Raw genomic sequence first — 14,699 nt, forward strand, 5'->3', positions numbered from 1 at the left:
TTCCAAGGTGGGAGCGGGCTTGCTCGCGAAGGCGCCTTTTCAGGCGCCGCCGGACTCAAACGGCCACATGGTAGGGATTCCTCGGATCATGGTTCCAGTCCAGAAACGGCTTGCCGGTGTCCACCGCGACCATCTCGATGCAGCCCTCGACCGGGCAGGTGATCTGGCACAGGTTGCAGCCCACGCATTCCTCATCGATCACCTCATAGGCATGGGTGCCGTCGGCCTTTTTCAGGCTGGCCACCGCCTGGTGTGACGTGTCTTCGCAGGCGATGTGGCAGCGGCCGCAGCCGATGCAGGCGTCCTGATCGATCTTCGCAATCACCTGGTAGTTGATGTCCAGGTACTTCCAGTCCGTGGTGTTGCCCACGGCCCGCCCGGAAAACTCGTCGATGCTGGCGTAGCCCTGACTGTCCATCCAGCGCGACAGGCCATCCTTCATCTCTTCGACGATGCGAAAGCCATGCAACATGGCGGCCGTGCACACCTGCACCGAACCGCTGCCCAGGGCAATGAACTCCGCCGCATCGCGCCAGTTGCCGATGCCGCCGATGCCACTGATGGGCAGGCCGGCCGTCTGCGGGTCGCGGGCGATTTCTGCGACCATGTTCAGGGCGATCGGCTTGACCGCCGAACCGCAATAACCGCCATGGGTGCTCTGGCTGCCGACCATCGGGTTGGCCACCATGCGTTCCAGGTTGACGCTGGTGATCGAGTTGATGGTGTTGATCAGCGACACCGCATCGGCGCCGCCGCGATGTGCGGCGCGGGCCGCGACGCGGATGTCGGTGATGTTCGGCGTGAGCTTGACGATCACCGGCAGCGAGCAATAGGTCTTGCACCAGCGTGTGACCTGTTCGACGTACTCCGGCACCTGGCCGACCGCCGCGCCCATGCCGCGTTCGGGCATGCCGTGGGGGCAGCCGAAGTTCAGTTCGATGCCGTCGGCGCCGGTGGCTTGCACCAGCGGCAGGATGTGTTTCCAGGATTCTTCGACGCAGGGCACCATCAGCGACACGATTAAGGCGCGATCCGGCCAGTCCTTCTTCACCTGGGTGATTTCTCGCAGATTGATCTCCAGCGAGCGGTCGGTGATCAGTTCGATGTTGTTAAAGCCCAGCACTTCCCGGTTGGCCCCGTAGTGCGCCGAGTAGCGTGACGAGACGTTGACCGCCGCCGGGTCCTCACCCAGGGTTTTCCAGACCACGCCGCCCCAGCCGGCCTCGAAGGCGCGGACCACGTTGTAGGCTTTGTCGGTCGGCGGCGCGGAGGCCAGCCAGAACGGGTTGGGGCTTTTGATGCCAACGAAGACAATCGACAGATCGGCCATTTATGCAGCCTCCACGTTAAGCATCAGTTGAGCATGAATGGCCTCGGCGGCGCGCTTGCCGTGCTGCACGGCTTGTACGGTGAGGTCCTGATCGAGGCTGGTGCAGTCGCCGCCGGCATACACACCGGGGAGGCTGGTGCGCAGTTGCTCATCCACCAGAATGCGATCGCCCTGGCGCTTGAGCTCCCGGGCCAGCGGGTCGACCAGGGCGCTGTCATCGAACGCCTGGCCGATGGCCTTGAAGATCGCATCGGCGGCCAGTTCGAAGGTTTCGCCGGTGGTTTGCAGGCGACCTTCCACCAGATGGGTACGGGCGAAACGCATGCCGCGAACCTGACCCTGTGCGTCGAGCAATACTTGATCCGGTTGCACCCAGGTCAACAGCCGCACCTGATTGGCCTTGGCGATGTCCTGTTCGTGATGGGTCGCGCCCATGTCCTCCAGGCCACGGCGGTACACCAGGTTGACGTCGTGGGCGCCGAGGCGAGCCATCTGCACCGCCATGTCGATCGCGGTGTTGCCAGCGCCAAGGACGATGCAGCGATCGGCCAGCGGCAGTTGCGTCAGGTCGTCGGCCTGGCGCAATTCGCGGATGTAGTCGGTGGCGGCGAGCAGGCCGGGGGCTTCTTCGTTGGCCAGACCCAGCTGTTTGCTGGCGTTGAGGCCAAGGCCGAGGAAGACCGCATCGAATTGTTGATGCAGTTCGCTGAGGCTCAGGTTTTCGCCGAGCTTCTGTCCGTGGCGGATTTCGATCCCGCCAATCTGCAGCAGGAAATCCAGTTCCTTCTGCGCGTAATCGTCCACCAGTTTGTATTTGGCGATCCCGTATTCGTTGAGGCCGCCAGCCTTTTCCCGCGCCTCGAAAATCACCACGTCATGACCGTGCATGGCACTGCGATGGGCGCAGGACAAACCGGCGGGGCCGGCACCGACCACGGCGATGCGTTTGCCGGTGGCGGCAGCACGGGAGAACGGGTGCTGGCTGAAATGCGCGTTGTCCACGGCATAGCGCTGCAACAGGCCGATCAGCACCGGCGCGCATTCGTGGGCGTTGTTGCGCACGCAGGCTTGCTGGCAGAGGATTTCCGTCGGGCAGACCCGGGCGCAACTGCCGCCCAGAATATTGGCCGAGAGAATTTTCTGCGCCGCGCCTTGCACGTTGTCCTGGTGGATGTTGCGGATGAACGACGGGATATCGATCTCGCTGGGGCACGCATTCACGCAGGGCGCGTCGTAGCAATACAGGCAGCGCGAGGCTTCGAGGTGCGCCTGGCGGTCATTGAGCGGTGGCGCCAGGTCGGTGAAATGGTCGGCGAGGGCGGCCGCGTTCTCGTGCGGGTGCGGAAGGTGGGTCAGGGACTTGATCACGGTTTTTAGCCTCACGGTGATGGAGGTGCTGCCTCTAGGTGGGCAATGGCAATCCTGTGGCGAGGGAGCTTGCTCCCGCTGGTCTGCACAGCAGGCCCAAAACCAGCCTGCACCGGCGTGTCAGGCGTACCGGGCCGGCAGGGATTGGGGGCGGCTGCGCCACCCGGCGGGAGCAAGCTCCCTCGCCACAATGTTGGTCAGCGTTTCACGGGCGTCGGCTGCTTCAACTCAGCCCGCTTGCTCAGCAAATCGAACACCGCCGGATACGCCGGCCGTTCGATATACCGCCCGGCACCGCGCTCGGCGCGCAAATCGCCGTCGGCCCAGACCACCCGGCCCTGGCTGATGGTGTGGCTGGGCACGCCGCGCACGGTCTTGCCTTCGAAGATGTTGAAGTCGACCTGCTGATGATGGGTCTTGGCCGAAATCGTCCGCGTGCCCTGGGGATCCCACAGCACCAGGTCCGCATCGGCACCGACGCGAATCGCGCCTTTGCGTGGGTAGATGTTGAAGATCTTCGCGGTGTTGGTGGAGGTCAGCGCCACGAATTGCTGCATCGAAAAACGCCCGGTATTGACCCCTTCATCCCACAGCACCGCCATGCGGTCTTCGATGCCGGCGGTGCCGTTGGGGATCTTGCTGAAATCGTCCTTGCCGGCGGCTTTCTGCTCGGCGCAGAAACAGCAGTGATCGGTGGCGGTGGTGTGCAGGTTGCCCGCCTGCAGGCCATGCCAGAGCGCCTCTTGATGACCGCGCGGGCGGAACGGCGGGCTCATCACGTAGCCGGCGGCGGTCTGCCAGTCCGGGTGTCGATAGACGCTGTCATCCAGCAACAGATGCCCGGCCAGCACTTCGCCGTATACCGGTTGGCCCTTGGCCCGGGCGTAGGTGATTTCGTCCAGGGCCTCCTTGGTCGAAACGTGCACCAGGTACAGCGGTGTGCCAAGTGTTTCGGCGATGCGGATCGCCCGGCTCGCGGCTTCGCCCTCCACCTGGGACGGACGCGACAGCGGATGCGCCTCCGGCCCGGTCATGCCCTGGGCCATCAGCTTGCGTTGCAGGTGAAAAACCAACTCGCCGTTTTCCGCGTGCACCGTGGGCACCGCGCCCAGTTCCAGGCAACGCTCGAAACTCGCCACCAGGGTGTCGTCGGCGGCCATGATCGCGTTCTTGTAGGCCATGAAATGCTTGAAGCTGTTGACCCCGTGATGGCTGACCAGCTCGGCCATTTCTTCGCGGACCTGTTCACTCCACCACGTGATCGCGACATGGAAACCGTAATCGGAGGCGGATTTCTCGGCCCAGCCGCGCCATTGATGGAAGGCTTCCATCAAGGATTGCTGCGGATTGGGAATCACGAAGTCGATGATCGACGTGGTACCGCCGGCGAGGCCCGCCGCCGTGCCGCTGTAGAAGTCTTCGCTGGCCACGGTGCCCATGAAGGGCAGTTGCATGTGGGTGTGCGGGTCGATGCCGCCGGGCATCAGGTATTGGCCGCTGCCGTCGAGGATCTCGGCACCTGCGGGGACGTCGAGGTTGTCGCCGATGGCCTTGATCACGCCGTCTGCGCAATACACATCGGCGCGATAACTTTCATCATGGGTAATAACGGTAGCGCCACGGATCAACAGAGACATTCCGAGTTCCTCACAGGCATGACCGACTGATGTCGGTTCTAGATGTTTTATAGAAAGCCATCGTCGACCTATATTCCTGTCAACGCTGTCAGGAATAAACGCTAGCTGCAGTTACGGAAATCAGCAAGAATATTTTTTATAAGCTTATTACTGTTTTAAACTATTGATAATAAAGAAATTAATATAGAAATCACCAAAATGGTGAGGCCCCTCACCAATTTGACGCACTTGACAGGATCGAAATATGGTCAAGATTTCCTATGTGAAATCAGCTGTTTGAAACGGGTCTATGATTGATGCGCAATTCTGAAAAAAATATCGACGCACCAGATTGAATCCTGACTGTTCGGATAACTTGCCTGGCATTCGGCCTGAGTGATGGGCAACTTTCCGCAGATCAATACACAAAACTGATAAACATCAGTTAGTTGCACAGTGTTTATGGAACTGCCCGATGCGCAGACGGGGCAAACGGCACGTTTATTGATGTCGCCAGCCCTTGATGAGCAAAAATAATTCAAAGAACAGTGGAGCGGCCATGCAACAGATCAGATCGCAAGTGACCGAGCGCGACGGCTTGTTCGAGCTCGAAGCCGGCAGCGATGTCCTCGACAGTCCCCGTTACAACCATGACATGGCACCGACCAAGGTGCGTGAACGAACCTGGAACAAATGGCACATCACGGCGCTGTGGGTCGGTATGTCGATCTGCGTGCCGACCTACACCCTGGGCGGCGTGCTGACCGCGTATTTCGGCCTGAGCGTCGGCGAGGCGCTGCTGGCGATCCTGTTCGCCAACATCATCGTACTGATTCCCCTGACCCTGAACGCCTTTCCCGGCACCAAGTACGGCATTCCGTTCCCGGTATTGCTGCGCTCGTCGTTCGGCATCCTCGGCTCTAACATTCCATGCCTGATCCGCGCCCTGGTGGCCTGCGGCTGGTTCGGCATCCAGACGATGTTCGGCGGGCTGGCGATTCACCTGTTCCTGGGCTCGGTGTTCGAGGGCTGGAAATCCTTGGGCGGCACCGGCGAAGTCATCGGTTTCATGATGTTCTGGGCGCTCAACCTGTGGGTGGTGATCCGCGGCGCCGAGTCGATCAAATGGCTGGAGACCCTGTCCGCGCCGTTGCTGGTGGCGGTCGGGGTCGGGCTGCTGGTGTGGGCCATGCCCAATGTGTCGATGACCGAGTTGCTGGCGATCCCGGCCAAGCGCCCGGAAGGCGCCAGTGTGGTCAGTTACTTTGCCGCCGGGCTGACGGCGATGGTCGGCTTCTGGGCCACGCTGTCGCTGAACATTCCGGACTTCAGCCGCTATGCCAAAAGCCAGAAGGATCAGATCGTCGGCCAGATCATCGGCCTGCCGCTGACCATGTTCCTGTTCGCTGCGCTGGGTGTGGTAATGACTGCCGCCTCGGTGAAACTGGTGGGCGTGACCGTCTCCGATCCGGTGACGCTGATCGGCCATATCCAGAGCCCGGTGTGGGTCGCGGTGGCCATGGCGCTGATCATCATCGCCACGCTCTCGACCAACACCGCGGCCAACATCGTGTCGCCCACCAACGATTTCCAGAACATCGCGCCCAAGGCCATCAACCGCACCAAGGCGGTGATGCTCACAGGGCTTGTCGGCCTGGCGCTGATGGCCCATGAGCTGCTAAAGAAACTGGGCCTGATCGTCTCGGACATCAGCCTGGAGACCGTATATTCCAACTGGTTGCTGGGCTATTCCAGCCTGCTGGGGCCGATCGCCGGGATCATGGTGGTGGACTATTTCCTGATCAAGAAACAGCAACTGGACCTGGCCGGGCTCTATCGCGATGACGTGTACCCGGCGTGGAACTGGAACGGTTTTCTCGCCTTTGGCGTGCCGGTGGTGCTGACGCTGCTGTCGCTGGGCAGCGATGCGTTCAGCTGGTTCTACAGCTATGGCTGGTTTACCGGCTCGGCGCTGGGCGGGGTGATTTATTACGGGTTGTGTGCGATGCGGGCGCAGCCTTCTGCCGTGAAATCGGCGGTGTGAGCACTGGCCTCTTCGCGAGCAAGCCCGCTCCCACATTTGGAATGCATTGCCCCTGTGGGAGCGGGCTTGCTCGCGAAGACGGCATTGGATTGACCGACACAACGCCGGAATAAACACACAAGAACAGCCTGAGGAGATCCCCATGAACGCAGCCGTCGACGTTCTGCAATCCACCCATCAGCACATCAACCGCGATCGCCTGTGGCAATCGCTCATGGAGCTGGCCAGGCTTGGTGCCACGGCCAAGGGCGGGGTGTGTCGCCTGGCCCTGACAGACCTCGATCGCCAGGCCCGGGACATCTTTGTGAAATGGTGCGAGGAGGCGGGTTGCACCGTCAGCATCGACGCGGTGGGCAATATCTTCGCCCGTCGCCCGGGGCGCAATCCGAACTTGCCGCCGGTGATGACCGGCAGCCACATCGACACCCAACCCACCGGCGGCAAGTTCGATGGCTGCTTCGGCGTGCTGGCGGGCGTCGAGGTGCTGCGCACCCTCAATGACCTGGGCGTGGAAACCGAAGCGCCGCTGGAAGTGGTGGTGTGGACCAACGAAGAGGGCTCGCGCTTCGCTCCGTGCATGATGGGTTCGGGCGTGTTCGCGGAAAAATTCACCCTTGAGGAAACCCTGGCCAAGGTCGATGCCGAGGGCATTACCGTGGGCGAGGCGCTCAACGCCATCGGCTATGCCGGACCACGGGCGGTCAGCGGCCATGCGGTGGGCGCTTACTTTGAAGCCCACATCGAGCAGGGGCCGATTCTGGAGGATGAACACAAGACCATTGGTGTGGTGATGGGCGCCCTGGGGCAGAAGTGGTTCGACCTGAAACTGCGGGGTGTCGAAGCCCATGCCGGGCCGACGCCGATGCATCTGCGCAAGGATGCCCTGGTGGGCGCCTCAGTGATCGTCGGCGCGGTCAACCGCGCTGCCCTGGGCCATCAACCCCATGCCTGTGGCACCGTCGGTTGCCTGCAAGCCTATCCCGGCTCGCGCAACGTCATTCCCGGCGAGGTACGCATGACCCTCGACTTCCGTCACCTGGAGCCGGCCTGCCTGGATTCGATGATCGCCGAAGTACGTGAAGTCATCGCCAGCACCTGCGAAGAGCACGGCCTGACCTACGAGCTGACGCCCACCGCCGACTTCCCGCCGCTGTACTTCGACAAGGGCTGTGTCGAGGCCGTGCGCGGTGCTGCCCAAGGTTTGGGTTTGTCGCACATGGACATCGTCAGCGGCGCCGGCCACGACGCGATCTTCCTTGCCGAACTGGGCCCTGCCGGGATGATTTTCGTGCCGTGCGAAGGCGGCATCAGCCACAACGAAATCGAAAACGCCGCGCCGGATGACCTGGCGGCCGGCTGCGCGGTATTGTTGCGGGCAATGCTGGCGGCGTCGGCGGCTGTCGCAAACCGCGAGTTGGCCGCCTGACTATCAAAAACACCGATAACCGTGGCGAGGGAGCTTGCTCCCGTTAGCCTGCGCAGCAGGCCGAAAACCATCCGGGGCGGCTTCGCCACCCGACGCGAGCATGCTCCCTCGCCACAGAGGTTGTGTTCACAACCTTTGCACTATCGCTGACCCGCGCGGTCGACATTTTCACAGACTGTCGCCCCGTGGAGATCCAATGAGCCAGGACGTCCTGACCACCGAAACCAATCGCCGCCAGTTGCAACAGATCATCGCCGGGCTGTCCGACGGGGTGATTGTGCTCGATCCCGACCAGAGCATCCTCAGGGCCAACGACGCGGCACTGGCCATGCACGGCGTCGCGCAGGTCAGCGACCTGGGCGCCGATGCCCGGGCCTATGCCAAGCGCTTCGCCCTGCGTTATCGCAACCACCATGTGGTGCCGGTCGACAGCTACCCGATCAACCGTGTCGCCAGGGGTGAAAGCTTCAGTGATGTGCTGGTGGAAGTCACCGCCATTGCCGATCAGGAGCAGCGCTGCTGGGTCCATCGCGTGCGCAGCCTGGTGTTGGCCGACAACCATGACGAACCGGAATCACTGGTGCTGATCATGGACGATGTCACCGAGTGGGCCAGTGCCGAGCAGCGCTTCGAGAAAACCTTCGCCGCCAACCCTGCGCCCGCCGTGATCTGCCGCCTCAGCGACTTGCGTTACATCAAGGTCAATCCGGGTTTTCTGGAGATGACCGGGTACGCCCGGGATCAGGTGATCGGCAGGTCCACCTATGAACTGGACGTGCTGGAGCAGGCCGAAAACAAGGAACTGGCCAAGCAGCGGTTGTGCGAAGGCAGCACCATCCCGCAAATGCAGGCCGAACTGCGCCTGGCGGATGGCGGCAACAAACAGGTGATCGTCGCCGGCCAGCCTCTGGAGCTCAACGACGAACCCTGCATGCTGTTCTCCTTCGTCGACATGGAGCCCCGGCACAAGGCCGAAGTCGCGTTGCGCCAGAGCGAGGAACGTTTTGCCAAGGCGTTTCGCCTGTCGCCGGTGCCGATTCTGCTGTGTAGCGCGGGCGATCAACTGGTGCTGGACGTCAATGAGGCCTTCCTCGATACCCTCGGTTATCCCAGCGAAGAAATCCTCGGTGAGAGCATTACCAAAGTTGATTTCATAGACGACAAGGGCGCCAGGGTCCGGCTGTTCGCAGCGCTGGAAAAAACCGGGCGCCTGGATCGCATCGACGTGCGCATACGCAGGAAAGACGCCGGATTGATCGATTGCGCGGTGTCGGCGGACACCGTGAACATTCAGGACAACCCCTGCTACCTGATGGTGTTGATGGACATTACCGAGCGCAAACGCACTGAACTGGAACTGGTGGCGGCCATTGAGGAGGTGATGAAAGACGCCTCCTGGTTCAGCCGCACCCTGATCGAAAAACTGGCCAACGTGAAAAACGTCAATTCGCCGCAGCTGCCAAGTGTGTCGTTTACCGAACTGACGGCGCGCGAGCGCGATGTGCTGGGCCTTATCTGCGAAGGGCTGGCGGACAAGGAAATCGCCGCGCGCCTGAAACTGGCGCCGAACACGGTGCGCAACCATGTGGCGACGGTGTATTCCAAGCTCGATGTACACAGCCGCAGTGAGGCGATTGTCTGGGCGCGGGAGCGGGGTTTGTTTGCCAGCCAAGGGAAGGGCAAACATTGAGGGTAAGGTGCAATTGCACTAGTCGATGGGGTGCAAATTCATGTGTTGAGCGGGTGTGGCGACTTTTAGGCTGCAACGGTACGGCAGGTCCTTTTTGAGTGCCTGTCTGTGCTTCGCAGAACCGCTCAAGGAGCAGCCAGATGCAAAACGATGATTCATATCACCCGGTTTTGACCCAATGATGACGCAGGCGCAGCTGCGCATGCTGATCGAACGCAGTTTTTCCCCGCGTGCCTGTGAGTGCACCGTCTCCGGTGAGCATTCGCTGACCGTGAAGCTCTATCACCCGGTCTCGGGGCAGGTGGATCTGGTGGTCAGCGGCTTGAACATGACCACTTTGCAGTCAGAGGACGCCGTGAATGCGCTGATTGAGGAGTTGCGCTACGAGCTGGAAAGCAACAGCCTGCATCGCCCTGATCCGGTGATGTAAGAACTGTCAGGTTTTCAGGGCGTTGCTCAATGATTGGGCTATAAGTGCAGGGCTAGTATTTTTTTTGTGACAGGTCTGCGGATTTTACCCGCCGGTTCTGTGGTCACAAAAAGAGTGTCCTCCACTTATCGCGGGTCAACCTATGAAAACTCTTGGGAAACGCGTTTGTACACCTCTGTCGCTGGCGCTCTGCACGGCGATTCTCGCCGCTTGTTCCAGTCCGCCCCCACCACCTCCCGCCGCGCCGCCACCGGTTCCGGTGCGCACCTGCGGCGCGCCCGTGGATAAAACCGATGTGATGGGTGATGTGCGCGGCGAAAACGGCGAAGTAACCCGGGTCACCACCACCACCCGCTGCATCACGCAGTAACTCGGCTCTTTGTAAGAGCGAGCTCGCTCGCGATGGATTCGTGAACACCGCGTTTTTCCAGAAGAACACGCGTTATCGTTGACCACCATCGCGAGCGAGCTCGCTCCTACAAAAAGCAATCAGGACAGGAAGCCGCCGTCCACGTTCAGGGCAACACCTGTGGTGTAGCTGGAGGCATCGCTGGCCAGGTACAGCACGGCGCCGGCCATTTCGCTCGGGTCCGCTACGCGCTTGAGAGGGATTTGCTGCAGCGCGGTGTTGAGGATCGCTTCGTTCTTCACCAGCGCCGAGGCGAACTTGGTGTCGGTCAGGCCCGGCAGCAGGGCGTTGCAGCGGATGCCGAACTGCGCGCATTCCTTGGCGAACACTTTGGTCATGTTGATGACCGCCGCCTTGGTCACCGAGTAGATGCCCTGGAAGATCCCCGGCGACACGCCATTGATCGACGCCACGTTGATGATGCTGCCGCCACCGTTCTCGCGCATCAGCTTGCCGGCTTCCACCGACATGAAGAAATAACCGCGAATGTTGACGTCGACAGTCTTCTGGAACGCCCCGAGGTCGGTGTCCAGCACATTGCAGAACTGCGGGTTGGTCGCTGCGTTGTTGACCAGGATGTCCAGGCGCCCGAACTGTTCCTTGATCCCGGCGAAGACCTGGCTGATCTGTTCCATTTCACCGATGTGGCAAGCCACGGCGGTGGCTTTGCCGCCGGCAGCGATGATCGCGTCCGCCACGTGTTGGCAGCCGTCGAGCTTGCGGCTCGAGACGATCACATGGGCGCCTTGCTGGGCCAGCAACTTGGCGATTGCTTCACCGATGCCACGGCTGGCACCGGAAACGAAAGCAATCTTGCCGTCGAGATCGAACAACTGGGTCTTGGACATGGAATTCCCTTGCTATGAAGTTGTTATAGGGCCAAAGGCGTGTCAGAGGCTGGATGTCTGGATGACCTGAAGGCTCATCTGCTCCAGCAGTTTGTTCATGTGAATGAACTGCGCGAAGCGTTTGTCCTGGGTCTGGCCATGGTAGAAGCGGTAGTAGATCTGCTGCACGATGCCGGCCAGGCGGAACAGGCCGTAGGTGTAGTAGAAATCGAAATTGTCGATCTCGATGCCCGAGCGTTGGGCGTAATAATCGACGAATTCACGGCGGGTGAGCATGCCCGGCGCGTGGCTCGGCTGGCGGCGCATCAGTTGCACCGGTGCCGGGTCACCGGCTTCGATCCAGTAGGCGAGGGTGTTGCCCAGGTCCATCAGCGGGTCGCCCAGGGTGGTGAGTTCCCAGTCGAGCACGCCGATGATCTGCATCGGGTTGTTCGGGTCCAGGATCACGTTGTCGAAGCGGTAGTCGTTGTGGACGATGCTGGAGGTCGGGTGATCGGCCGGCATTTTTTCGTTGAGCCAGGCTTTTACCGCTTCCCAGTGTGGCGCGTCCGGCGTCAGGGCCTTCTCGTAGCGATCGCTCCAGCCTTTGATCTGCCGCGCCACGTAACCCTCCGGTTTACCGAGGTCGCCCAGGCCGTAGGCGTTGTAGTCGACCTGATGCAGTTCGACGAACTTGTCGATGAAGCTTTTGCACAAGGCTTCGGTTTTCGCTGAATCCAGACCCAGTTCCGCCGGCAGCTCCGAGCGCAGGATGATGCCGTTGACGCGTTCCATCACGTAGAACTCGGCGCCGATCACCGATTCATCGGTGCAGTGCACATAGGCTTTGGGGCAATACGGAAAGCCGTCGCGCAATTGATTGAGGATGCGAAATTCGCGCCCCATGTCGTGGGCGGATTTGGCCTTGTGGCCGAACGGCGGACGGCGCAGGACGAACTCCTGTTCCGGGTATTCGAGCAAGTAGGTGAGGTTCGACGCGCCGCCTGGAAACTGGCTGATCCGTGGCAGGCCGCTGAGGCCGGGAATGTGCGCCTTGAGGTATGGATCGATCAGGCCGGCATCGAGTTCTTCGCCGGAGCGGATACGGGTGGACTGGTCAGTAAGCGCCATGCTTATCCCTTCTGCTTATTCTGGAGGCCTGAAACTATTGGCTAATCTAATGCGCGCTCCCGGCACCCACAACCACGAACGGCCCTTATAGGTGAGCGTGTTGCCGGGCAATCATTGTTTTTGATACACCTGTTTGAATTGTCCTACAGGACGGCGTTCTTCAGGCCGCGCGGCAGTTCGACAGGGGTCAGCACCGGTCGGCCGGAAAAGAACGCCACCAGGTTGCGGCCCACCAGTTCCACGGTGCCCTGGGTGGCTTCCGGCGACAGCCCGGCGACATGGGGGGTGAGGATGACGTTGGTCAGGGTCTTGAATGCATCCGGCACCTGGGGCTCTGCATCGAACACATCCAGGGCGGCGCCGGCGATGCGTCGCTGTTCCAGGGCGGTGATCAGGTCAGCGGTGACCACCACGCTGGCCCGGGCGATATTGACCAGGAAGCCCTTTGGACCCAGGGCGTCGAGCACCTGGCTGTTGATCAGGTGCTGAGTGCCGAGGCCGCCGGGGGTGGCGACGATCAGGAAATCCGAGGCGCGGGCCAGTTCGGTGGGTGTGGAGCAGAAATCGTAGGGCACATCGCTGCGATGCTGGCGGTTGTGGTAGCACACGCTCATGTCAAAGCCATTCGCGGCGCGTTTGGCAATGGCCATGCCGACGGCACCAAGGCCGAGAATGCCCAGGCGCTTGCCGGCCAGGGAAGGGCGCATGATTTTCGGCCACTCGCCCCGGCGCACGGCGGCGTCGCAGCGCGGTACATCGCGCACCAGTGCAAGAAGCAGGGCCATCGCATGGTCGGCCACGGAGGAGGCGTTGACCCCGGCGCCGTTGGTCACGGTGATGCCCCGGTCGGCGGCCGCTTGCAGGTCGACCATTTCATAGCCGGCGCCGATCACGCAGATGATTTTCACGTTGGGCAGGGCGGCGATTTCGTTGCCATGCAGGCCCAGCGGGCCGCGGGTCAGGACTGCATCGATCTGGGCGCCGTGGCGGTTGATGGCTTCGCTGCGCTCGGCGGGAGTCGGGGCCAGAATCAGGTGGAAGCCCTGGTGTTCGAGGATCGGCAGGTAGTCATTGATGGTTTCAACCAGTACCAGTACGGTTGCGGGCATGCTTGGCTCCTTTGGGCATGGGTTTGAGGCTCGAACGTTGCGTGAGATTGCTGGCTGCGAGCCGTTTTGGCAATCATCGCGTTCGAACCACGTCCATTGTAGGAGTTGGCGGCGCCTGGGATGTTTTCCGACGACGGCAGGCGATCAGTTGGCGGACTGGCCCTCAGGCTCCCGGGGGATCAGAAAGTCCTTCGCCGCTTCAAGCACTTCATCCGACAGCGCCTCACCGCGAGTGGCGCGGGCCAGCGTCAGCGCACCGACCATCAACGAGTACTGCACCAGCGCCTGTTGGCGGCTTGCGGTGGGATCATCGGCGTCCATCAACGTGACGAATGAATCGAGCAATCGGTTCAGCCCTGCCATGTACGGCTCACGCAGCGCGCTATCGGCGCTCTCATGGCACATGTCACCGGCGAAGGCCACCACCGGGCAGCTCTCACCGGGATTGTCGCGGCTTTGCGTCGATAGGTACGGTTCGATCAAGGCCCGGCGCGCTGCAGCTTTGTCCTCGTCAGTGCCGGCCCGTTGCTTCCAACGCTCACCCACCTGTTTGAACGCCCGTTCGCTGGCCTCCTTGGCCAGGGCCTCTTTGGATTCGAAATGACCATAGAAGCCGCCATGGGTCAGGCCGGCCGCCGCCATCACATCGACGACGCTGATGCCATGCAGGCCGCGTTCGCGGAACAGGCGGGTGGCGGCGTCGACGATGATTTCGCGGTTCAGGTCGGCTTGCTTGCGGGAAACTCGAGGCATTGGCGGCTCACAGGTATCAAAAATTGAGAATCAGAGGGCGTATTGGGCAATGCCATTGCCGAACGACCAGTTTTCTTTCTTCACTTCCACCAGATTAATGAAAACATCTTCAAGGCGCACGGCCAGTTCGCTGTTCAGGCTTTCGGCGATGGTCTTGTAGAGCAGTTTTTTCTGCTCGACGGTGCGGCCTTCGCTGAGGGTGATCTGGATGATCACCAGGTTGTCGGTGCGCTGGATGCCCAGGTATTGCGGGTCGAAGATGAAGTGATGCTCGTCGTGTTCGGCGAGGATCTGGAAGTTGTCGTCCTTGGGCACGCCGATGGTGCTGTGCATCGCGGCGTAGATCAGCTCGCCGACACGCTTGGCGAAGGTGGGGTCCTGACGTTTTTTGATTTCGACGCGTACCAGTGGCATGGGATGACTCCAGGTGACAGGCAGGTTCAGTTAAAATACATGACGCATAACCTTTATCAAGTGCGGATCGCCGTTTTGCGATGAACAGCAGATCTCGAAATCAATCAGGTTCCTGTGGGAGCGGGCTTGCTCGCGAATGCGGTGTGTCAGTC

The 14,699-nt window shown here is 61.2% G+C and carries 12 protein-coding genes; 4 read left to right on the top strand and 8 right to left on the bottom strand.

Translation table 11 applies throughout. From position 1 onward, the window contains the following. Positions 1–55 precede the first annotated feature (55 nt). From preA to hydA, 3 genes are all read right to left on the bottom strand, one after another. Positions 56–1,330: an NAD-dependent dihydropyrimidine dehydrogenase subunit PreA gene (gene preA / locus B0W55_RS09055; protein WP_077045666.1), complete on the bottom strand. Its 1,275-nt coding sequence runs from the start codon at positions 1,328–1,330 to the stop codon at positions 56–58. Beyond that, positions 1,331–2,698, bottom strand: coding sequence for an NAD(P)-dependent oxidoreductase (locus B0W55_RS09060; RefSeq protein WP_077045667.1), 1,368 nt, complete (start codon positions 2,696–2,698; stop codon positions 1,331–1,333). It abuts the gene before it with no gap. 197 nt (positions 2,699–2,895) lie between these two features. After that, positions 2,896–4,335: a dihydropyrimidinase gene (gene hydA, locus B0W55_RS09065; RefSeq protein ID WP_077045668.1), complete on the bottom strand. Its 1,440-nt coding sequence runs from the start codon at positions 4,333–4,335 to the stop codon at positions 2,896–2,898. A 538-nt stretch (positions 4,336–4,873) separates the two neighbouring features. On the opposite strand from hydA, the gene B0W55_RS09070 reads away from it, so the two are divergent. The 4 genes from B0W55_RS09070 to B0W55_RS09085 all read left to right on the top strand — a co-directional run bounded on the left by B0W55_RS09070 (position 4,874) and on the right by B0W55_RS09085 (position 9,904). Next, positions 4,874–6,358, top strand: a complete 1,485-nt coding sequence (locus B0W55_RS09070; protein WP_077045669.1) for an NCS1 family nucleobase:cation symporter-1 — start codon at positions 4,874–4,876, stop codon at positions 6,356–6,358. A gap of 142 nt (positions 6,359–6,500) precedes the next feature. Then, positions 6,501–7,784, top strand: coding sequence for a Zn-dependent hydrolase (locus tag B0W55_RS09075; protein ID WP_077045670.1), 1,284 nt, complete (start codon positions 6,501–6,503; stop codon positions 7,782–7,784). Between the two features lie 196 nt (positions 7,785–7,980). Next, complete coding sequence (locus B0W55_RS09080; RefSeq protein ID WP_077045671.1) at positions 7,981–9,474, top strand: helix-turn-helix transcriptional regulator; 1,494 nt, start codon at positions 7,981–7,983, stop codon at positions 9,472–9,474. Between the two features lie 178 nt (positions 9,475–9,652). Then, positions 9,653–9,904, top strand: a complete 252-nt coding sequence (locus tag B0W55_RS09085; RefSeq protein WP_077045672.1) for a DUF1652 domain-containing protein — start codon at positions 9,653–9,655, stop codon at positions 9,902–9,904. A gap of 489 nt (positions 9,905–10,393) precedes the next feature. Here B0W55_RS09085 and B0W55_RS09090 read toward each other — a convergent pair whose 3' ends face one another. From B0W55_RS09090 to B0W55_RS09110, 5 genes are all read right to left on the bottom strand, one after another. Next, on the bottom strand, positions 10,394–11,161 hold the full coding sequence (locus tag B0W55_RS09090; protein ID WP_077045673.1) for an SDR family oxidoreductase: 768 nt from the start codon (positions 11,159–11,161) through the stop codon (positions 10,394–10,396). A 42-nt stretch (positions 11,162–11,203) separates the two neighbouring features. Continuing rightward, the gene (locus B0W55_RS09095) at positions 11,204–12,271 is read right to left on the bottom strand and encodes a phosphotransferase family protein (RefSeq protein ID WP_077045674.1); all 1,068 of its coding nucleotides are present in this window, start codon (positions 12,269–12,271) and stop codon (positions 11,204–11,206) included. 143 nt (positions 12,272–12,414) lie between these two features. Beyond that, on the bottom strand, positions 12,415–13,380 hold the full coding sequence (locus tag B0W55_RS09100; RefSeq protein ID WP_077045675.1) for a 2-hydroxyacid dehydrogenase: 966 nt from the start codon (positions 13,378–13,380) through the stop codon (positions 12,415–12,417). A 144-nt stretch (positions 13,381–13,524) separates the two neighbouring features. Next, a complete protein-coding gene (locus tag B0W55_RS09105; RefSeq protein ID WP_077045676.1) occupies positions 13,525–14,133 on the bottom strand; it encodes a TetR/AcrR family transcriptional regulator in 609 nt (202 codons plus the stop codon). A gap of 30 nt (positions 14,134–14,163) precedes the next feature. Further along, entirely contained in the window at positions 14,164–14,547 is a 384-nt protein-coding gene (locus B0W55_RS09110; RefSeq protein WP_077045677.1) for a tautomerase family protein, read from the bottom strand. Positions 14,548–14,699: the final 152 nt, after the last annotated feature.

It is taken from the genome of Pseudomonas sp. KK4 (assembly GCF_001984065.1).
In the GTDB taxonomy this organism is placed as follows: domain Bacteria; phylum Pseudomonadota; class Gammaproteobacteria; order Pseudomonadales; family Pseudomonadaceae; genus Aquipseudomonas.